This is a genomic window from Agromyces terreus (assembly GCF_009749465.1).
In the GTDB taxonomy this organism is placed as follows: Bacteria; Actinomycetota; Actinomycetes; order Actinomycetales; family Microbacteriaceae; genus Agromyces; species Agromyces terreus.
The window spans coordinates 583,413-602,938 of record NZ_WBIS01000001.1 but is presented as its reverse complement, the minus strand read 5'-3'; the positions used below and the strand labels follow the sequence as shown (position 1 = coordinate 602,938).

At 71.6% G+C, this 19,526-nt stretch carries 20 protein-coding genes; 9 read left to right on the top strand and 11 right to left on the bottom strand.

Annotated elements, in window-relative coordinates; genetic code table 11:
- Window positions 1-43 precede the first annotated feature (43 nt).
- The 5 genes from GQQ92_RS02705 to GQQ92_RS02685 form a co-directional block, all read right to left on the bottom strand.
- Window positions 44-367 carry a DUF2469 family protein gene (locus GQQ92_RS02705; RefSeq protein WP_156997674.1) on the bottom strand — a complete coding sequence of 108 codons (324 nt, stop codon included), beginning with the start codon at window positions 365-367 and terminating at the stop codon, window positions 44-46.
- 5 nt (window positions 368-372) lie between these two features.
- Window positions 373-1,074 carry a ribonuclease HII gene (locus tag GQQ92_RS02700; protein WP_156997673.1) on the bottom strand — a complete coding sequence of 234 codons (702 nt, stop codon included), beginning with the start codon at window positions 1,072-1,074 and terminating at the stop codon, window positions 373-375.
- Window positions 1,075-1,830 (bottom strand): signal peptidase I, encoded by a 756-nt coding sequence (lepB, locus tag GQQ92_RS02695; RefSeq protein ID WP_156997672.1) that lies wholly within the window; start codon window positions 1,828-1,830, stop codon window positions 1,075-1,077.
- Window positions 1,831-1,921: 91 nt separating this feature from the next.
- A complete protein-coding gene (rplS, locus tag GQQ92_RS02690) occupies window positions 1,922-2,269 on the bottom strand; it encodes a 50S ribosomal protein L19 (protein WP_055857282.1) in 348 nt (115 codons plus the stop codon).
- A gap of 240 nt (window positions 2,270-2,509) precedes the next feature.
- Window positions 2,510-3,028, bottom strand: a complete 519-nt coding sequence (locus GQQ92_RS02685; RefSeq protein ID WP_197738043.1) for a hypothetical protein — start codon at window positions 3,026-3,028, stop codon at window positions 2,510-2,512.
- An 86-nt stretch (window positions 3,029-3,114) separates the two neighbouring features.
- Between GQQ92_RS02685 and map the strand changes: the two genes are divergently transcribed.
- A complete protein-coding gene (gene map, locus GQQ92_RS02680; protein ID WP_156997670.1) occupies window positions 3,115-3,882 on the top strand; it encodes a type I methionyl aminopeptidase in 768 nt (255 codons plus the stop codon).
- Window positions 3,883-3,900: 18 nt separating this feature from the next.
- Here map and nirD read toward each other — a convergent pair whose 3' ends face one another.
- A complete protein-coding gene (nirD, locus tag GQQ92_RS02675; RefSeq protein WP_156997669.1) occupies window positions 3,901-4,257 on the bottom strand; it encodes a nitrite reductase small subunit NirD in 357 nt (118 codons plus the stop codon).
- Between the two features lie 201 nt (window positions 4,258-4,458).
- On the opposite strand from nirD, the gene nirB reads away from it, so the two are divergent.
- The 6 genes from nirB to GQQ92_RS02645 all read left to right on the top strand — a co-directional run bounded on the left by nirB (window position 4,459) and on the right by GQQ92_RS02645 (window position 14,272).
- On the top strand, window positions 4,459-7,068 hold the full coding sequence (gene nirB, locus GQQ92_RS02670) for a nitrite reductase large subunit NirB (protein WP_156997668.1): 2,610 nt from the start codon (window positions 4,459-4,461) through the stop codon (window positions 7,066-7,068).
- Window positions 7,065-7,841, top strand: coding sequence for a uroporphyrinogen-III C-methyltransferase (gene cobA / locus GQQ92_RS02665; protein WP_156997667.1), 777 nt, complete (start codon window positions 7,065-7,067; stop codon window positions 7,839-7,841). The genes nirB and cobA overlap by 4 nt, the downstream gene beginning before the upstream one ends.
- Entirely contained in the window at window positions 7,838-8,968 is a 1,131-nt protein-coding gene (locus GQQ92_RS02660) for a uroporphyrinogen-III synthase (RefSeq protein ID WP_156997666.1), read from the top strand. Before cobA ends, GQQ92_RS02660 begins: the two co-directional genes overlap by 4 nt.
- Window positions 8,969-9,104: 136 nt before the next feature.
- A complete protein-coding gene (locus tag GQQ92_RS02655; protein WP_156997665.1) occupies window positions 9,105-10,496 on the top strand; it encodes an MFS transporter in 1,392 nt (463 codons plus the stop codon).
- Between the two features lie 12 nt (window positions 10,497-10,508).
- On the top strand, window positions 10,509-12,668 hold the full coding sequence (locus GQQ92_RS02650) for a molybdopterin oxidoreductase family protein (RefSeq protein WP_156997664.1): 2,160 nt from the start codon (window positions 10,509-10,511) through the stop codon (window positions 12,666-12,668).
- The gene (locus GQQ92_RS02645; RefSeq protein WP_156997663.1) at window positions 12,665-14,272 is read left to right on the top strand and encodes an NAD(P)/FAD-dependent oxidoreductase; all 1,608 of its coding nucleotides are present in this window, start codon (window positions 12,665-12,667) and stop codon (window positions 14,270-14,272) included. The genes GQQ92_RS02650 and GQQ92_RS02645 overlap by 4 nt, the downstream gene beginning before the upstream one ends.
- Before the next feature lie 33 nt (window positions 14,273-14,305).
- Here GQQ92_RS02645 and GQQ92_RS02640 read toward each other — a convergent pair whose 3' ends face one another.
- From GQQ92_RS02640 to rpsP, 5 genes are all read right to left on the bottom strand, one after another.
- Complete coding sequence (locus tag GQQ92_RS02640; protein ID WP_156997662.1) at window positions 14,306-15,070, bottom strand: sirohydrochlorin chelatase; 765 nt, start codon at window positions 15,068-15,070, stop codon at window positions 14,306-14,308.
- Between the two features lie 158 nt (window positions 15,071-15,228).
- Window positions 15,229-15,936 (bottom strand): tRNA (guanosine(37)-N1)-methyltransferase TrmD, encoded by a 708-nt coding sequence (trmD, locus tag GQQ92_RS02635; RefSeq protein WP_156997661.1) that lies wholly within the window; start codon window positions 15,934-15,936, stop codon window positions 15,229-15,231.
- Window positions 15,937-15,943: 7 nt separating this feature from the next.
- A complete protein-coding gene (rimM, locus tag GQQ92_RS02630; RefSeq protein ID WP_156997660.1) occupies window positions 15,944-16,546 on the bottom strand; it encodes a ribosome maturation factor RimM in 603 nt (200 codons plus the stop codon).
- A 1-nt stretch (window position 16,547) separates the two neighbouring features.
- On the bottom strand, window positions 16,548-16,784 hold the full coding sequence (locus GQQ92_RS02625; protein WP_056651189.1) for an RNA-binding protein: 237 nt from the start codon (window positions 16,782-16,784) through the stop codon (window positions 16,548-16,550).
- Window positions 16,785-16,787: 3 nt separating this feature from the next.
- Window positions 16,788-17,198 carry a 30S ribosomal protein S16 gene (rpsP, locus tag GQQ92_RS02620; RefSeq protein ID WP_156997659.1) on the bottom strand — a complete coding sequence of 137 codons (411 nt, stop codon included), beginning with the start codon at window positions 17,196-17,198 and terminating at the stop codon, window positions 16,788-16,790.
- Between the two features lie 281 nt (window positions 17,199-17,479).
- Here rpsP and GQQ92_RS02615 point away from each other — a divergent pair, with 281 nt between their 5' ends.
- Both GQQ92_RS02615 and GQQ92_RS02610 read left to right on the top strand, forming a co-directional pair.
- A complete protein-coding gene (locus GQQ92_RS02615; RefSeq protein WP_232057444.1) occupies window positions 17,480-18,457 on the top strand; it encodes an ornithine cyclodeaminase family protein in 978 nt (325 codons plus the stop codon).
- On the top strand, window positions 18,457-19,440 hold the full coding sequence (locus tag GQQ92_RS02610) for a proline racemase family protein (protein ID WP_156997658.1): 984 nt from the start codon (window positions 18,457-18,459) through the stop codon (window positions 19,438-19,440). Before GQQ92_RS02615 ends, GQQ92_RS02610 begins: the two co-directional genes overlap by 1 nt.
- Window positions 19,441-19,526 lie beyond the last annotated feature (86 nt).

Below are 19,526 nucleotides of genomic sequence, written 5' to 3'. Positions count from 1 at the left end.
AGCCTATGGGCGGCGAGGTGCACCCGGGCAGCGGTAGCGCGACCTACTCGTCGAGCGCGAGTTCTTTCGGGAGCTCGAACTCGCGGGTGGCGAGTTCCTCGACGTTGACGTCTTTGAAGGTGAGCACCCGAACCGACTTCACGAACCGATCGGCGCGGTAGACGTCCCAGACCCAGACGTCTTTCATCGTCAGTTCGAAGTAGAAGTCGTGCTCGGTGTCACGGCGCACGAGTTCGACCTCGTTCGCGAGGTAGAAGCGGCGCTCGGTCTCGACCACGTACTTGAACTGCGTGACGATATCGCGGTATTCGCGGTACAGGGCCAGCTCGACCTCGCGGTCGTAGTCTTCGAACTCGTCGTCATCCATCGGATTCATCCTACGCCGAGGTCGAAGAGCGCGGGCGCCGGGGCGACCGGCTCCTTCAGCCATGTGCGGCGATGCAGTGCCGTGGGGCCGTGCTCGGCGATCGCGGCGAAATGGGCGCGGCTCGAGTAGCCCTTGTTCTCGTTCCAGGCGAACCGGGGGTCCTCTGCGTGGGCGCGATGCATGCCCCGGTCGCGATGCACCTTGGCGAGCACGGATGCCGCAGCCACCGACGCGCAGTCGCGGTCGGCCTTGATGCGGGTGGTCACCTCGGCACGGTGCTCGATGGCGCGGCTCAGCCAGTCGTGGTTGCCGTCGAGCAGGAGGGGGGCGCCGACGAGTTCGTGCTCGGTGCCGGCGACCTGCTCGGCCTCGGCGAGCATGGCGTAGGCGCGGGCCCCGGCGAGGCCGAGGCAGGCCATGATGCCGAGCTCGTCGATCTCGGCGGCGGAGGCCTCGCCCACCGCCCACCGCCGCACCCATGCACCGGCGCGCGGCGCCATCGCCTCGCGCCTCGGTTCGGTCATGAGCTTGGAGTCGCGCAACCCGGCGGGCATTCGACGGACGGATGCGTCGATCAGGACCATGCCGACCGCGACCGGGCCGGCCAGGGCGCCGCGCCCGACCTCGTCGCACGCGAGCACGACCGGCGAGCCGGAGGCGAGATGCGCACGTTCGACCCGGAGATCGGGAACGGGGGTCGGGGCCACTCAGTCGCCGCCTTCGGCCGCCTCGTCGACCCCGGCGAAGGTGTCGGGGTAGTTGCCGAGCCATGCCCAGTGCGAAACCGGCCAGCTCACCACGAACGCACGCCCGACGACGTTCTCGATCGGGACGAAGCCCTTCAACGGGGTGTCGCCGTTGTAGCGCGAGTCCTTCGAGTTGTAGCGGTTGTCGCCCATGACCCAGAGCGAGCCCTCGGGGACGACCTCGTCGAAGTCGACCTCGGATACCTTCATGTCGCCCGCAGGGAGCACCGCGTAGGGCTCATCGAGCGGGATGCCGTTGACGCTCATCTGGCCGAGTGCGTTGCAGCACGTCACGTGATCGCCGGGCAGCCCGATGAGCCGCTTCACGAGGTGGTCGTTGGAGTCGGGCGCCGAGAGGCCGACGAAGGCGAGGAACCAGTCGAACGCCGCCACGAGCGGCGGCTGCTGCACCTCGGCGCGGGCCGGGAGCCATCCGCCCGGGTCCTTGAACACGACGACGTCGCCGCGCTCGAGCGGGGTGACCTCGGGCACGAGCTGGTTGACGATGATGCGGTCGTCTTTGACCAGCGTCATCTCCATCGACTCCGACGGGATGAAGAAGGACCGGATGAGGAAGGTCTTGATGAGGAACGAGACGAGCACCGCCACCACGAAGATGACGAGCAGATCTCTCAAGAAGAGAAGTGCGCCTCGCTGTCGACGGTTCGCCGATGCACCCTCGCGATCCGTGCGCGTGGTGCTGATGTCTTCTGTCATTTAACCGCCTGAGCTCCTCACCCCAGTGTAGGGGTGAGGAGCTCAGGTCGATGTCCGCGCGCCTTGCGACGCGCGGGTTGCGCGGGCCGGATCAGGCGTCGCGCTTCTCCTTGATCTTCGCCTTCTTGCCGCGGAGCTTGCGCAGGTAGTAGAGCTTCGCGCGACGCACGTCACCGCGGGTGACGACCTCGATGTGGTCGATGACCGGGGAGTGCACCGGGAACTTGCGCTCGACGCCGACCTGGAAGCTGACCTTGCGGACGGTGAAGGTCTCGCGGACGCCTTCGCCCGAGCGGCCGATGACGACGCCCTGGAAGACCTGGATGCGCGAGCGCGTGCCTTCGATGATGTTGACGTGCACCTTGACGGTGTCGCCCGCGCGGAAGTCGGGGACGTCCGACCGCAGGCTCGCAGCGTCGACGTGGTCGAGGATGTGCATGATGGTTCGCTCTCTGCGCCCGCAACCGGTCGAACGCGGATCTGTGAAATGGAAGTGTCTGGTGCCGCCCGCGCGATCACTCGCGCTGTGCATGCTCCCCGGAGGCAGAGTCCCGCGGCGGCACAATCCTCTATTGTGCCATGCTCGGCCCGCTGCGCCAAAGCGGCGGGCACGGGGACGCAGTGCGGGAGCGGGCCGGATGCCGCGGACGTGCGCCCGGCTCACCCGCGACCGGACTCGTCACGGACGGTCGCGGTGCTCCTCGACGACGATGACCTCGCCGATGTCGTACGGCGCCTGCGGGGCGGACGGCCCGCCTTGCGCGTCGGGGCGGCCGATCGGCGTGCCCGCCTGCGCCGCGCGCTCGTAGTCGGCCATGGTCTGCTGCATGCGCCGGGCGCCGTCGCGCACGAGCTGCACGATGGCGTACCAGAAGGCGGCGAGCGCGAGGGCGATGGAGAGGAACGCGAACGAGGCCATCGACGGGCCCGAGAACCCGAACCCGATGATCGCGAGGTGCCAGGCGCCGAGCACCCCGACATCGCCCCACGAGACGGCGCGCTGCTCGCGCACGCTCGGCCGCATCGACGTGAGCAGCGCGATGACCGCGAGCGAGATGAACGTCACCGGCACCGTGATGATGAGTCCGAGGGTGCCCCAGCCGCCGCCCCCGAAGACCGCCCAGCCGACCGCCAGCCAGATCGGGAGCACGACGGTGGCCGCCTGGATCCATCGGAAGAAGATGCGCCGGAAGAGCATGTCCACAGCGTAACGCGACGATCCCGTGCGCGCGCCGGGTGTTCACTCAGGGCTGAGCAGACAGAATGGAGGCGGAGAGGATGAGCGTGATCGAACTGAGGACCCCCGCCGAGATCGACGAGATGCGGGCAGCCGGGCGATTCGTCGCCGGCGTCATCGAGGCGACGTCGAAGGCCGCGGCCGTCGGCGTGAACCTGTTGGAGCTGGATGCGCTCGCGCACGACATGATCCGCGAGGCGGGCGCCGAGAGCTGCTACATCGACTACCACCCCTCGTTCGGCGCGAGCCCGTTCGGCAAAGTCATCTGCACCTCGGTCAATGACGCCGTGCTGCACGGCCTCCCCCGCGACTACCGCCTTCGCGACGGCGATCTGCTGAGCCTGGACTTCGCGGCCTCGGTCGACGGCTGGGTCTCGGACTCGGCCATCTCGATCGTGGTCGGCACCCCGCGCGACGAGGACCTGCGCCTCATCGACACCACGCGGCGGGCGCTCGACGCCGGCATCGCCGCGGCCCGGCCCGGCAACCGCATCGGCGACATCTCGAGGGCGATCGCGGATGTCGCGAAGGCGGAGGGCTACTCGATCAACACGGACTTCGGCGGGCACGGGGTCGGCCGCACCATGCACGGCGATCCCCACATCCCGAACAACGGCCGGCCCGGCCGCGGACTCCCCCTGAAGCCCGGACTCGTCGTGGCCATCGAGCCGTGGCTGCTCGAGACCACCGATCGGATCTTCACCGACCCCGACGGATGGACCCTCCGGAGCGCGGACGGCTCGCGCGGGGCGCACTCGGAGCACACGATCGCCATCACCGACGGCGACCCGATCGTCCTCACGCAGCGGGGCTGAGGCGAGGCATCCGCTCGATCAGGCGGCGAGGTCGACCTCGACCTCGACGGCCCCGTCGACGACGCGCGCCCGGTAGGTGCGCAGCGCGAGGGACGGGTCGGTGAAGCACTCGCCGGTCGCGAGGTCGTACACCTGCTTGTGCAACGGCGAGGCGATCGTGGGCCGGTCTCCGCGCGACCCCGTGATGCCCCTCGCCATGACGGGGGCGCCCGTGTGGGGGTCCTCGTGGTCGACCGCGTAGACCTCGTCGCCGGCGACGCGGACGAGCGCCACCTGACGGCCGCCGAGCAGCGCCACCTCGCCCCAGCCGGGTTCGAGATCGCGCACCTCGCAGGCGTGGATCCAGAGGGTCGTCGTCTCGATCGTCATGCTCATGGCGCACTCCTCGTCTCTGCGTGCTCCGACGCTACGGGCACGGTGTTTCCGACGGGGTACGAGTCGTGTTTCCCGGTCGTGAAACAACCCTCACACCCCCTGGTGCGGCACGTGCGCTCGGGTACAAGTGCGGTTACCCCCGCGTAACAGGGCGGAAACGGCCCGGTCGTACGCTCGCAGCAATCGAGCCACGGAGGACCCATGACCGAGACCGACCGCGCCCGCGACGACATCCGAAGGATCCTGATCGTCGGCGGTGGCCCAGCGGCCCACCGCCTCGCCGACAGCCTGCACGCCCGCGACGCCGAGCGCACCGTGCACGTCACGGTCGTCGGCGACGAGCCGCACCGGCCGTACGACCGCGTCGCGCTGAGCACCCGCCTGGCCGACGGCGACGTCGACCTCACGCTGCAGCCGACGTCGATGTGGGACGAGGGCCGGGTGCGTCTCATCACCGGCGAGCGCGTCGTCGGCATCGACCCGGCAGGGCGCACCGCCACGACCTCTGCCGGCAGCACGCTCGAGTGGGACGAACTGGTGCTCGCGACCGGCTCGAGCGCACCGGTGCCCGACCTCCCCGGCTCGGCGAACGCCCGGGTCTACCGCACCGTCGAAGACGTCGACAACCTCGTCGCCGAGGCTCGCGACCTCGCCGAGCGGCACGGCCGGCCGGCGCGGGTCGTCGTCGCGGGCGGCGGCCTGCTCGGACTCGAGGCCGCGGGCGGGCTCGCGAAGCTCGGCGCGCACGTCGCCGTCGTCCACTCGGGCGGATGGCTCATGTCGGCGCAGCTCGACGAGGGCGCGGGCCGCGCGCTCGGGCGCATCATCGCGGGCCAGGGCATCGGGCTGCATCTCGGCGCGCGCCCGTCGGCGATCCGCGTCCAGGACGGCGCCGTCACCGCGGTGGAACTCACCAACGAGCGCGTCATCGACGCCGACCTCGTGATCTTCGCGATCGGCATCAGCCCGCGCGACGAGCTCGCACGCGAGCTCGGACTCGAGCTCGGCCCCCGCGGCGGCGTCGCGATCGACACGTCCTGCGCCTCCTCGCTCGAGAACGTCTGGGCGATCGGCGAGGTCGCCAGCTTCGAGGGACGCTGCACCGGGCTCGTGGCGCCCGCGAACGCGATGGCCGAGGTGGTCGCCGACCGGCTGCTCGGCGGCGCCGCCGAGTTCACGAGCGTGGACGACGCGACGAAGCTCAAGCTCTCGGGCGTCGACGTCGCGAGCTTCGGCGATGCCCTCGCGCGCACCGAGCAGGCGCTCGAGATCGTCTATGCGGACCCGGCGCGCGGGCTGTACCAGAAGCTCGTCATGACCGACGACGCGAAGACCCTGCTCGGCGGGATCTTCGTCGGCGACGCGTCGCCCTACGCGTCGCTCCGGCCCATGCTCGGCATGCAGCTCTCCTCGGAACCGGCGGCCTACCTCTCGGCGTCGGGCATGGAGGCTCCCGCGGGCGACGAGCTCCCGGCATCCGCCCTCGTGTGCGCGTGCAACAACGTGGCGGCCGGCACCATCCGCGACGCGGTGAACGGCGACGAGCACGTCGAGGGCTGCACCGAGCTCGGTGCGCTGAAGGCCTGCACGCGCGCCGGCACGCAGTGCGGCTCGTGCGTCCCCCTCGTGAAGAAGCTCATGGAGACCGAGCTGACCAAGGCCGGCATCACGCCCTCGCGGGCCCTGTGCGAGCACTTCGAGCTCTCGCGCCAGGAGCTCTTCGAGTCGATCCGCGTGCTCGAGCTGACCTCGTTCGACGAGATCGTCGCACGGCTCGGCACCGGCCGCGGCTGCGACGTGTGCAAGCCCGTGGTCGGCTCGATCCTCGCCACGCAGCACGGCTCGTACATCCTCGACGGCGGCCGCGGCGGACTGCAGGACACGAACGACCGGGCGATGGCGAACATGCAGAAGGACGGCACCTACTCGGTGGTCCCCCGCATCCCGGCCGGCGAGATCACTCCCGAGAAGCTCGCGGTCATCGCGCAGGTGGCCACGGACTACGGCCTCTACACGAAGATCACGGGCGGACAGCGCATCGACCTGTTCGGCGCACGGCTCGACCAGCTTCCCGACATCTGGAAGCGCCTGGTCGACGCCGGGTTCGAGTCGGGGCAGGCCTACGGCAAGGCCCTCCGCAACGTGAAGAGCTGCGTCGGCTCGACCTGGTGCCGCTTCGGCGTGCAGGACTCGGTCGCCATGGCCGTGCAGCTCGAGCTCCGCTACCGGGGCCTCCGCTCCCCGCACAAGCTGAAGTTCGGCGTCTCGGGGTGCGCTCGCGAGTGCGCGGAGGCCCGCGGCAAGGACGTCGGCGTCATCGCCACCGACCAGGGTTGGAACATGTACGTCGGCGGCAACGGCGGCTTCCAGCCCGCGCACGCCCAACTGCTGGCGAGCGACCTCGACGACGAGACCCTGCTGAAGTACATCGACCGCTACATCATGTACTACGTGCGGACGGCCGACCGGCTGCAGCGCACCGCACGGTGGATCGAGGACATCGACGGCGGGCTCGACCACGTGCGCGACGTCGTCGTGAACGATTCGCTCGGCCTCGCCGAGGAGCTCGAGCAGGCCGTCGAACGGCACGTCGGATCGTACGAGGACGAGTGGGCCGCGACGCTCGCGGACCCCGAGCGGCTCCGTCGCTTCCGCTCGTTCGTGAACGCGCCGGACGTGCCGGACCCGTCGATCGCGAGAGTGCCCGACCAGCGCGGGCAGATGCGCCCGGCGACTGCCGAGGAGCGCGAGCGCGGCGAAGCGGTGCTGATCTCCGGGTCGACGATCCCAGTGCGCGGGGTGGACGCATGACCGGCAGCGTGACCCTGGTCGGCGGAGGCCCGGGTCGTGAAGACCTGCTGACGCTCGCGGCGGTGCGCGCGCTGCGCTACGCCGACGTCGTGCTCTACGACCGGCTCGCGCCGCACGACCGGCTCGACGAGCTGGCGCCGGGTGCGCAGCTCATCGACGTGGGCAAGTCGCCCGGGCATCACGCGACCCCGCAGCACGAGATCGAGCGGATGCTCGTCGAGCACGCCCTCGCCGGCGAGCGGGTCGTGCGTCTGAAGGGCGGCGACCCCTACGTGCTCGGCCGCGGCGGCGAGGAGGTGCTGGCCTGCCACCGGGCGGGCGTGCCCGTCGAGGTGGTGCCCGGGGTGACCAGCGCGATCTCGGTGCCGGCCGCCGCCGGGATCCCCCTCACCCACCGCGGCATCAGCCACCTCTTCACGGTCGTCTCCGGTCACGCGCCGCTCAGCCAGAGCGAGCTCGAGCACCTCGCCGGCCTCGGCGGCACCATCGTGGTGCTCATGGGCGTGAACACCCTCCCGTCGCTCACGGCGGGGCTCGCGCGCGCCGGCATGGCCGAACGGATGCCGGTGGCCATCATCGAACGCGGGTACTCGGCCGGCCAGCGCACCACCGTGGGCGAACTCGCCGACATCGTGACGACGGCCGGCCGCGCCCGGGTGTCCTCCCCCGCCGTCGTCGTCATCGGCGAGGTCGTGCGCCTCGCCCACGACGGCGACGCGAGCGCCGGCGAGCTCATGGACCGCGCGGCCGGTTTCGCGGCGGTGGCCGGATGACGGACCTCCTCGAATGCGCCCCCGGATTCCGGGCCGACCAGCTCGCGGGCTTCCGCATCGGCGTCACGAGCGATCGGCGATCGGCCGACCTCATCGACGCCCTCGCCCGTCGCGGGGCGACCGTGATCCACGCGCCGACGCTGCGCATGACGAACGCGCTCAGCGACGACCCCGTCATCGCCGACACCCGCGCGATCATCGACGCCCGGCCCGACGTGCTGCTCGCGACGACGGCCTACGGCATCCGGCGCTGGTTCGAGGTCGCGGATGCCTCGGGGCTCGGCGAGGACCTCGTCGACGCGCTCGCCGACACGGCGATCCTCGTGCGCGGGCCGAAGGCACGCGGCGGCATCCGGGCTGCGGGCCTCAACGACGCCGGCATGAGCGCGCAGGAGACCACCGAGTCGCTCATCGACGAGGTGCTCGCGAACTACCCGGCGGGGCTCACGATCGCCGTGCAGTTGCACGGGTTCCTCGAGCCCTCGCAGCTCGAACGGCTGAGCGAGGCCCACGACCGGGTGCTGACCGTCGCCCCGTACCGCTGGATCGAGGTCGACGAGTCCGACGACCGGGTCGAGCGCCTCATCGAGTCGGCGTGCACCGGCGGCCTCGACGCGATCACCTTCACGAGCGCCCCCGCCGTGCACGCGCTCTTCGGGGCCGCCGAGTCGATGGGGCGCTACGACGACCTGGTCGACGCGATGTGCGGCCCCGTCGTCGCCGCGGCCGTCGGCCCGGTGACGGCGCTGCCGCTCATCGAGGCCGGCATCGAGCCGCTCCAACCCGAGCGGTACCGCATGGGCGCGCTCATCCGGCTCGTGTGCGAGCACCTCGAGACGCACCGCGTCGTGCGGCTCGAGACCAGGCACGGCCCGCTCGCGCTGCGCGGATCGATCGTCGACGTCGCGGACCGCCGCGTCTCGCTCGCCCCGGTCGCGCTGATGATCCTGCGCGCGCTCGTGCTGGCGCGCGGTTCGGTGGTCGCCCGGGATCGGCTCGCGGCCGGCCTGCCGGGAACGAGCGACGAGCACGCGCTCGAGGTCGCCCTCAGCCGGCTCCGCCAGACCCTCGCCGTGCCCGGGCTCATCGCCACCGTCGTCAAGCGGGGGTACCGCATCGACGTGTGACCACCGCCTCACACCGGCCGGCGAGCCGGGTGAGCAGGTGGAGACCCAGGGTTTACGACTCGACCGATCCGCAGAAACACGACCTCAATAGCTTCGACTCGAAGGCTCCACCCGTGATCGAACCCCGGAGGCACCGATGACCCAGACCGCGAGCACCACTCCCCCGGCGACATCCGCAGCACCGACGACCGCAAGCGCGCTCACCATGCGCCCCGGGCGCTGGATCGACGGCTGGGATGCCGAGAACGACGAGCAGTGGCGGTCCGAGGGGCGAGCGATCGCCCGCCGCAACCTGAACTGGTCGATCTTCGCCGAGTTCCTCGGGTTCGTCGTCTGGCAGCTCTGGAGCATCGTCGCCGTCTCGCTGCCCGCGGCCGGCTTCGACCTGACCACGGGCGAGATCTTCTGGCTGATCTCGATCCCGAGCCTCGTCGGCGCGACCCTGCGGATCCCGTACTCGTTCCTCGTGCCGAAGTTCGGCGGCCGCAACTGGACGATCATCTCCGCGGGCCTGCTGCTCGCGCCGACCATCGCCATGGTGCTCTGCGTCGGCAATCCCGAGACCCCGTTCCCCGTGCTGCTCGGCGCCGCGGCCCTCGCCGGCTTCGGCGGCGGCAACTTCGCCAGCTCGATGTCGAACATCACGTTCTTCTACCCGCAGCGCGAGAAGGGCTGGGCGCTCGGCCTGAACGCCGCAGGCGGCAACCTCGGGGCATCCGTGGCCCAGTTCGTCGTCCCGATCGTCATCACCATCGGCGCGGGCGCCACCCTGAACCTGCCGGTCGCGGGCTGGATCTGGATCCCCTTCATCCTCGTGGCGATGCTCGGCGCGGCTCGCTACATGAACAACCTCTCCAACGCGAAGGCGGACTTCTCGGGTTCGGCGGCGGCGCTCAAAGAACCCCACCTCTGGCTGCTCTCGTTGCTCTACATCGGCACGTTCGGGTCGTTCATCGGGTTCGCGAGCGTCTTCCCGAAGCTCATCGCCGACCAGTTCCCGGAGTTCTCGGGCATCGCCGTCGGCGGCGCCTCGGTCTCGCTCGCGTTCCTGGGCGCGCTCGTCGGCTCGCTCGCCCGACCGTACGGCGGCCGGCTCTCGGACCGGTTCGGCGGCGCCCGCATCACGATGCTCGCGTTCGCGTCGATGGCCGTCGTCACGGTCGCGGTCCTCCTCACCCTCCCGCTCGGCAACTTCTGGCTCTTCCTCGGCCTCTTCCTCGTGCTGTTCGCCTCGGCCGGCATCGGCAACGGGTCGACCTACCGCATGGTGCCGATCGTCTTCGCCCTCCGCGGCGGCGGCACCGGGGACGTGTCGACGCAGCGCAAGTCCGCGGCCGCCCTCGGACTCATCTCGGCCATCGGCGCCTACGGCGGATTCCTGATCCCGCAGGCGCTCAACCTCTCCTTCCAGTCGACCGGCACCTACGGCGCCGCGTTCGTCGGGTTCATCGCCGCCTACGTGCTCCTGCTCGTGCTCACCTGGGCCGTGTACGTGCGCTCGGGCAAGCTCGGCGCCCACCTGATCTGAAACGAGACCAGCTTGACCCGATCCGCCGACACCCACTGCCCGTACTGCGCGCTGCAGTGCGCGATGACCCTCACGCCGACGGGCGCGCCGGCCGGTCGTCCCGACGCGACGACGGATGCCGCGGCCGCGCCGGTGACCGTCGCCGGCCGCGACTTCCCGACGAACCGGGGCGGTCTCTGCAAGAAGGGCTGGACGTCGGCGGAACTGCTCACGGCCCCGTCGCGCCTCGGCGCCCCGCTCGTGCGGGGCGCCGACGGCGCGCTGCACGAGACGTCGTGGGACGAGGCCCTCGACCTCGTCGCGACGTCGCTGCGCGGCATCCGATCGGCGCACGGGGCCGACGCGGTCGGCGTCTTCGGCGGCGGCGGGCTCACGAACGAGAAGGCCTACCTCCTCGGCAAGTTCGCCCGCCTCGCGCTCGGCACGAGCCGCATCGACTACAACGGGCGGTACTGCATGTCGTCGGCGGCCGCAGCCGGCAACCGCGCGTTCGGCGTCGACCGGGGCCTGCCGTTCCCGCTCGAAGACCTCGACGGTGCCGAGACCGTGCTGCTGCTCGGCACGAACGTCGCCGAGACCATGCCGCCGTTCATCGGGCATCTCGCGGGCGCCCAGGCCGCGGGCGGGCTCGTCGTGGTCGACCCTCGACGCACCGCGACCGCGCGGCTCACCGACGACGGCCGGGGCCTGCACGTGCAGCCCGTGCCGGGCACCGACCTGCCGCTGCTGCTCGGCCTGATCCACATCGTCATCGCGGAGCGGCTCGTCGACCTCGACTACATCGGCAGCCGCACGGTCGGCTTCGACCGCGTTCGCCGCAGCGTCGCGGCGTGGTGGCCCGAGCGCGTGCAGTCCGTGACCGGCGTGGCCGCACTGACGCTGAAGCGGCTCGCACGCCGACTCGCGTCGGGGGCGAACACGTACATCCTCACCGGGCGCGGCGTCGAGCAGCACGTCGACGGAACCGACACCGCGACGGCGGCGATCAACCTCGCGCTCCTGCTCGGGCTCCCCGGCCGCGCGGGCAGCGGCTACGGCACCCTCACCGGGCAGGGCAACGGGCAGGGCGGCCGCGAGCACGGCCAGAAGTGCGATCAGCTGCCCGGCTACCGCAAGATCGTCGACCCAGAGGCCCGCGCGCATGTCGCGCGCGTCTGGGGCGTGTCTCCCGACGTCATCCCGGGCCCGGGCGTGCCCGCCGTCGAACTGCTCAAGCTGCTCGGCGCCCCCGGCGGCGTGCGCGCCCTCATGGTGCACGGGTCGAACCTCGTCGTCAGCTCCCCCAACGTGCTCGACGTGCGAGCCGGGCTCGAACGGCTCGACCTGCTCGTGGTGTGCGACTTCTTCCTCTCCGAGACCGCCGCACTCGCCGACGTCGTCCTGCCGATCACGCAGTGGGCCGAGGAGGAGGGCACGATGACCTCGCTCGAGGGCCGCGTCATCCGTCGCCGTCGAGCCCTGACCCCGCCCGACGGCGTCCGCGACGAACTCTGGATCCTGCACGAGCTCGCCGAACGCCTCGGCAGCACCGCCGCGTTCGACACCGATCCCGAGGCCGTGTTCGAGGAGTTGCGTCTCGCCTCCGAGGGCGGCATCGCCGACTACTCCGGCATCGACTACGCGATGCTCGATCGGGGGGATGCCGCGTACTGGCCGTTCCCGCGCGGCGGCGAGAGCACGCCGCGCCTGTTCGTCGACCGGTTCGCACACGCTGACGGGCTCGCCCGGCTCGTCCCGGTCGCGGTGCGCGAATCGGCGCGCCCGGTTGCGACGGGCGACGAGATCACGCTCATCACCGGCCGACTCCTCGAGCACTACCAGAGCGGCGCGCAGACCCGTCGCGTGCCCGAACTGCTCGCCGCGCGTCCCGAGCTGATCGCCTCGCTGCATCCGGCGACCGGGCTCCGCCTCGGCATCGAGGACGACGACCGGGTCGAGGTCTCGAACGTGCGGGGCATCGTGCACTGCCGAGCACGGCTCACCCCCGACATCCGCCCCGATGCCGTGTTCCTGCCGTTCCACTACGGCGACGAGCAGACCGCGAACCTGCTCACCTCCGATGAGGTCGACCCGATCTCGGCCATGCCGGAGTTCAAGACCAACGTGGTCGGCATCCGTCGGCTCGCATCCGTCCCAGCCATGCCCGTCGCAGAGAGCGGAGTCCCCGCATGAGCCCGTTGCACGTCGTCCTCGTCGGATACGGACCGGTCGGAGCACGCTTCGTGGAGGAGATCCTCCCCGGCGTGCGAACCGGAGCCGTCGCGCTGACCGTGCTCGCCGGAGAGGACGTCGAGGCCTACAACCGCGTGCTCGTGGCCGAGTACGCGGTCGGCAACACCGAGCTCGACGCCATGTTCGTCGGCGACCGCGAGACCGCGGAGGAGGCCGGCGCCCGGGTGCTCCTCGGCGTCGACGTGACCGCCGTCGACCGCGCCGCGCGCACGGTCGCGCTCAGCACGGGCGAGACCCTGGCGTACGACCGTCTCGTGCTCGCCACCGGGGCACGGGCGAACGTGCCCACCCTCGACGGCATCGAGCGCCACCGCCGCGATCTCGCATCGCTCGAGAAGTACGGTGCGCAGCTCGTCGCCCGCGACGACGACCTCCCCGCCGGCATCACCGCGCTCCGCGACCTCGCCGACGCCGAGCGCGTGCTCGAGGCGGTTCGGGCGCGCAGGCGCATCATCGTGCTCGGCGCCGGCGTGCTCGGCCTCGAACTCGCCCTCGCGGCCGCCCACGCGGGCGCCCAGGTCTGCGTGGTGCACCACGGGCCGCACCCGATGCCCCGCAACCTCGACCGGGGCGGCGGGCACGTGCTCCGTTCGGCGCTTCGCCGCACGGGAATCCAGGTCATCGCCCACAGCCGTGCCGAGGCGGTCGCCTTCCGCACGGGCGAGGACGGCGAACGCCGGTTCGACATGCTCGTCACCGCCGACGGCAAGCAGATCCGGGGCGACCTGCTCGTGCTCTCCTGCGGCGTCAGCCCGCGCACCGAGCTCGCGGTGCTCGCGGGCCTGCGCACGGCGTCTGGCGTCGTCGTGCATCCGAGCTTGGCCTCGTGGACCGACCCCGCGATCTTCGCGATCGGCGACTGCGCGCAGGTCGTCGAGCGCACCGAGGAACTGGCGCGCCAACGCACCCTGCCCGGAGCGCCCTCCGGGCTCATCGCACCCGGTTGGCGTCAGGCCGCGTGGCTGGCCGGTTCCTTCCTCGACGAGGCCGTCGAGCGACCCACCTCGGCGACGCCGCCCGTCGAACGCGAGCCGCTCGTCATGCTGAAGGCCGAGCACATCGACGTCGTCGCCGTCGGCGACCTCGGCGGAGACCCGTTCGACGACGACGCACTGCACCCGAGGCGGCGCGTCTCGCAGTGGGCGGACCCCGAGCATCTGCGCTACGTCAAGATGGTCACCGAGGACGGCGTGCTCACGGGCTTCGCGAGCGTCGGGATGCCGCGGACCGCCGCCGAGCTCACGCTGCTGTTCGAACGGGGCGGCGAACTGCCCGCCGACCGGTCGATCCTGCTCCGCTTCGACGGCCCCGACTACGACCCCGCGGCCGACGCTGACGCGTTCGCACCGGCCACGACCGTGTGCTGGTGCAACGCCGTCACGGTCGGGCGCATCGAGGAGTCGGCGGCGTGCGGCAACACGACCGTCGAGTGCGTGGGTCGCGACACCCGCGCCGGCACCGGGTGCGGCGGATGCCGCGGACGCATCGCCGAGGTGCTCGCGCGCGTCGGCGACCCCGACGGGGAGCCGACGCTCACGGTCTGAGGCGACGGGCGCCCCGAGGCGTGCCGTCCGGGCTCAGGCGAAGCGGAGCCGGTCGGAGGCGACGCCCTCGTACCGATCGAGCACGACGTCGACGAGCCCCCGCGGCGCGGATCCGCCGTGGGCGATCAGCGGGCTCGCGACGACGTCCGCACCCGCCGCCAGCACCGAGTCGTAGAACGCCCCGGGGGCGAGCAGGTAGGGCGCGACCACGATCCGCGTGCCGGGATGCACCTCGCGGATCATCTCGATGGCGTCGGGCAGACGCGGGATCGCGGCGGCGATGAACCCGACGGTCACGGCGCGGCCGAGACGGTGGCCCAGCCGCCGGGCGGTCTCGAAGCACTCTCGCACGGCACGCGGGTCGTTCGATCCCGCGGCCGCGAGCAGCACCTGGTCGCGAGGATCGAGGCCCGCCTCGGCGAGCCGCTCGGCGAGGATGCCGACGAGGCGGTCGTCGGGACCGAGCTCGCCGGCGAGCCGCGCCGCGGCGCCGATGCGCTCGAGCCCGAACGAGAGCCCCGTGCGCACGTGGTAGCCGGCGGACAGTGTGAGCGGCACGATCACGCTCTCGGCGTCGGCCGCGTCGGCGACGGCGGATGCGACATCCGCGGTGCTCGCGTCGACGAAGCTGATCGTGACCTCGCGTCCGTCGGAGGCCTCCGCGACCTGCTCCACGAGGCGTGCCACAGCCGCCCGGTTGGCCGCGGAGGGCTCGCCGTGCGTGACCGCGACGAGCCGTACGGCGGGGCCGTCGGCGACGAACTCGGTCGGAAGGTCAATGCCGTTCGACCCGGCCATGCTGCAACCCGCGCTTCCCGGCGGGCCTGTGCCGCCGATTTCGAGGGTATGCACGGCGTGTTTCGGGGTCGGCACCCGCCTGTTTCCGGAAGGTGAAGAAGACCTCACGGGCGACGCCCGAATCCGGGATGCGCCGTGCCGTCGTGCGGCCGCGCGGCTCAGTCGTCGAGGAGCGTCGCGTCGTCGAGGAGCTCGGGGCGAACGCGTCGCGTGCGTTCGATCTGCTGATCGCGCCGCCACGCGGCGACCGCGCCGTGGTTGCCGGAGAGGAGCACTGGCGGCACCTCGAGGTCGCGCCACACCGCGGGCTTGGTGTAGCTCGGGTACTCGAGCAGGCCGTCTTCGTGGGACTCCTCGACGAGGCTCTCGGGGTTGCCGACGACGCCGGGAACGAGGCGCCCGGCGGCCTCGATCATGGCCATGACGGCGACCTCGCCGCCGTTCAGCACGTAGTCGCCGAGGCTGATGAGCCGCACGCGCATGCGCGTCGCATAGTGGTCGGCGACACGTTGGTCGATGCCCTCGTATCGTCCGCAAGCGAAGACGAGGTGCTCCTCGGCGGCGAGTTCGCGAGCCACGGCCTGCGTGAACGGCTCTCCGGCGGGCGAGGGCACCACGAGCAGTGCTCCGGATGCCGCGGGCCCGACGATCGAGTCGATCGCCTCGCCCCACGGCTCGGGCTTCATGACCATGCCGGCGCCCCCGCCGTACGGGGTGTCGTCGACCGTTCGATGACGGTCGTGGGTGTGGGTGCGCAGGTCGTGCGTCGCGACCTCGATGATGCCCGCCTGCCTGGCCTTGCCGAGGAGCGAGATGTCGAGCACCGAGAAGAACTCGGGGAAGATCGTGACGATGTCGATGCGCACCGGGCGCCTACCCGTCGGTCGCGTCGGGGGCGGGCTCGTCGGCGGCATCCGTCGTGTCGGCGGATGCGTCGTCGGCGAGTTCCTCGAAGAGCCCGGCGGGCGGGGTGACCCGCACGATGCCGGCGGCCACGTCGACCTCGGGCACGATCGCCGAGACGAACGGCACCATGACCTCGCGGCCGGCCGCCTTCACGATGAGCAGGTCCTGAGCCGGGAAGTGGTCGACGCGGACGACCTCGCCGACCTTCTCGCCGTCGCGGACGACCGCGAGGCCGACGAGCTGGTGGTCGTACCAGGCGTCGGGCTCGGCCTCCTCCTGGTCGACGTTCTCGACCCAGAGGATCGCCTTCAGCAGGCCCTCAGCGGCGGTGCGGTCGTCGACGCCCTCGAAGAATCCGACGGGGATCGCGTTGTACCAGCGGAGTTCTCGGAGCACGAGATGCTTGCCGTGCCACGGCGACGAGGTCGGCACCTGCAGCGAGAACTCGGCGCCCGGCACGAAGCGGCGCTCGGGGTCGTCGGTGTAGAGCTCGAGCTTGATGGCACCCTTGAGCCCGTGCGCCTTCGTGAGGCGACCGACCCTGAGCTGGGTTCTGGGAGCGTCGGACACGTCAGTCGTCGGTGTCGACGACGTCGACGCGAACGCGGCGGCCGTCGGCGAGCGCGGTGACGAGCGTGCGAAGCGCTTTCGCGGTGCGGCCGGCACGGCCGATCACGCGACCGAGGTCCTCGGGGTTCACATGAACCTCGAGGACCTCGCCGCGTGCGCTCGACGCGGAGACGACCTTCACGTCGTCAGGGTGATCGACGATCCCCTTGACGAGGTGTTCGAGCGCGGACTGGAGCAAGACTTACGCCTCGTCCGTCGACGCCTCGGCGGCCTCGGCCTCTTCGGCCTTCGGCGCGGGCTTCTCGGTCTTGGGCTTCAGCACCGGCTTCTTCTTCTCGTCGGCGACGAAGGCGGCCTTGGGCTCGGCGACCTGCACGGTCGAGACCGCGTCCTTGTCGCCCTTGAACTTGCCCCAGTCGCCGGTCAGCTTGAGGATCGCCGCGACCTGCTCGGTCGGCTGCGCGCCGACGGAGAGCCAGTACTGCGCGCGCTCGGAGTCGACCTGGATGAACGAGGGCGTCTCGGTGGGGTGGTACTTGCCGATCTCCTCGATCACGCGACCGTCGCGCTTGGTGCGCGAGTCGGCCACGACGATGCGGTAGTACGGCGCACGGATCTTGCCGAGGCGCTTGAGACGGATCTTGACAGCCACAATTCTCCTGAAATGTTATGAGGTGGGCGAACTGACAGCCGTGAGCGTGGGGTGCACACTCGGCGGAAGCTCTGAGTGGATCTGCGCGCCGGATAGAGGGTCGGGCGCAACAGAACTCGACTGACCATTCTTGCAGATTCCACGGCGAAACGTCGAATCGCACGCCCGGGCGGGTGTCGATCCTAGATCCGACCACGGGTCGGGGCCGGAGCGACGGAGCGAGCGCAGTCGCCGGGGCATATCGGTATGTGACATATCACTGATGGGCCTACGATGTGTGCATGACCTCGATGTTCGACGCGATCCGCCTCCTCGACGGACCCGCCATCGCCGCCAGGGTCGACATGCAGAGCGCGATCCGCCACCTGCAGCGCGTGCTGCGCGACGGCTTCCGCCCCGAGCAGGATCCGCCGCGCACCGTCGTCGATGTGCGGCACGGCCAGCTCCTGCTCATGCCCTCCGACCTCGGCGCCCACGCCGGGCAGAAGCTCGCGACCGTCGCCCCCGCCAACCCCGCTCGCGGCCTCGAGCGCATCCAGGCGGTGTACGTCGTGCTCGACGCGGAGACCCTCGCGCCCACGGCCCTGCTCGACGGCACCGAACTGACCGCGCTGCGGACGCCCGCCGTGTCGGCCGCGATCGCAGACCTCGTCGCTCCGAGCGACGCGAGCTCGCTCGTCGTCTTCGGAACCGGCCCCCAGGGTCGCCGCCATGTGGAGGCCATGCGCGCCATCCGGCCGATCGAACGCGTGCGGTTCGTCGGCCGAGATCCCCACGCGGCCGCCCTCGCCGCCGAGCGCTGCGCCGCACCCGGCCTCGACGTGGCCGTCGGCGGCGTCTCCGACGTCGCGGACGCCGACCTCGTGGTGTGCGCGACCACCGCGCGCGAGCCGCTCTTCGAGGCCGGGCTCGTGCCCGACCGCTGCACCCTCGTCGCCGTGGGATCGCACGAGCCCGACGCCCGCGAGCTGCCGGGTGCGCTCCTCGGACGCGCCGAGGTGATCGTCGAATCCGAACGCGTGGCCCTCGCCGAAGCCGGCGACGTCGTGCTCGCGATCGGCGAGGGCAATCTCTCCCCCGACGCCCTCGTCCCGATGGCCGAACTGTTCGCGACCGGCCGCCGTGGGGCATCCGCCCGCGCCGGGGCATCCGCCCGCGCCGGGGCATCCGCTCGGCCCACCGTCATCAAGACCTGCGGCATGGGCTGGCAGGATCTCGCCATCGCACAGCTCGCGCTCACGATCGAGGAGAACAACTGATGCACTGGAAGACGGAGGATTGGCACACCGCGGGCGAACCGTTCCGCATGGTGCTCGACGTGCCGACCGAGGGCGCCACGGTCGCCGCCAGACGCGTCGCCGCCATGACCGGACCGGCCGACGCGGTACGACGGTTCCTGTGCCTCGAACCCCGCGGGCACGACGACATGTACGGCGGGTTCATCACCCCGCCCGACGACGACGGCGCGGACTTCGGCGTGCTGTTCTGGCACAAGGACGGCTTCTCGACCGCGTGCGGCCACGGGACGATGGCGCTCGGCGCCTGGGCGGTGCGCACCGGACGCGTCGCCGCACCCGACGACGGCGAGGCGATCGTCACGATCGACGTGCCGAGCGGCCGGGTGCAGGCGCGCGTGCAGCGCAGCGGGGGCCGTACAACGGGCGTCGTGTTCCGCAACGTCGAGTCCCGCGTGCTCGCCACCGGCCTCGCGCTCTCGACGAGCCGCGGCGAGGTCGAGGTCGACCTCGTCTTCGGCGGCGCGGTCTATGCGACCCTCCCCGCGTCGTCCGTCGGCCTCGCCGTGACGCCGGCCGACACCGCCGAGCTCATCCGCATCGGGCGCGAGATCAAGTGGGCGTTGAACGGGCATCCGGCCGCGCAGCTCGCCGACGACCGCCTCTCGGGCGTCTACGGCACGATCCTCTTCGACGACCTCGGACGCACGCTCGACGGGCCACGGCAGCGCAACGTCACCGTGTTCGCCGACGGCGAGGTGGACCGGAGCCCGTGCGGCTCGGGCACCGCCGCCCGGGTGGCGCTGCTCGCCCACTCGGGCGAGCTCGGCGAGGGCGAGGTGCTCACGCACGATTCGATCATCGGCACCCGGTTCCACGGCCGCATCGCGGAGCGCACCGACGCCGGGGTGGTGCCCGAGGTCGTCGGGGCCGCCTACCGCGTCGGCGCGTGCGAGTTCGAGCTCGACCCCGCGGATCCGCTCGCGGCCGGCTTCAGCCTGCGCTGACCCGCCGTCGAACGGCGACGGATGCCGGCGGCGCGGCCGGCCGCCGCACTCGGACACGCGGCTGCGAACCCCACCCCGCCGTCGCC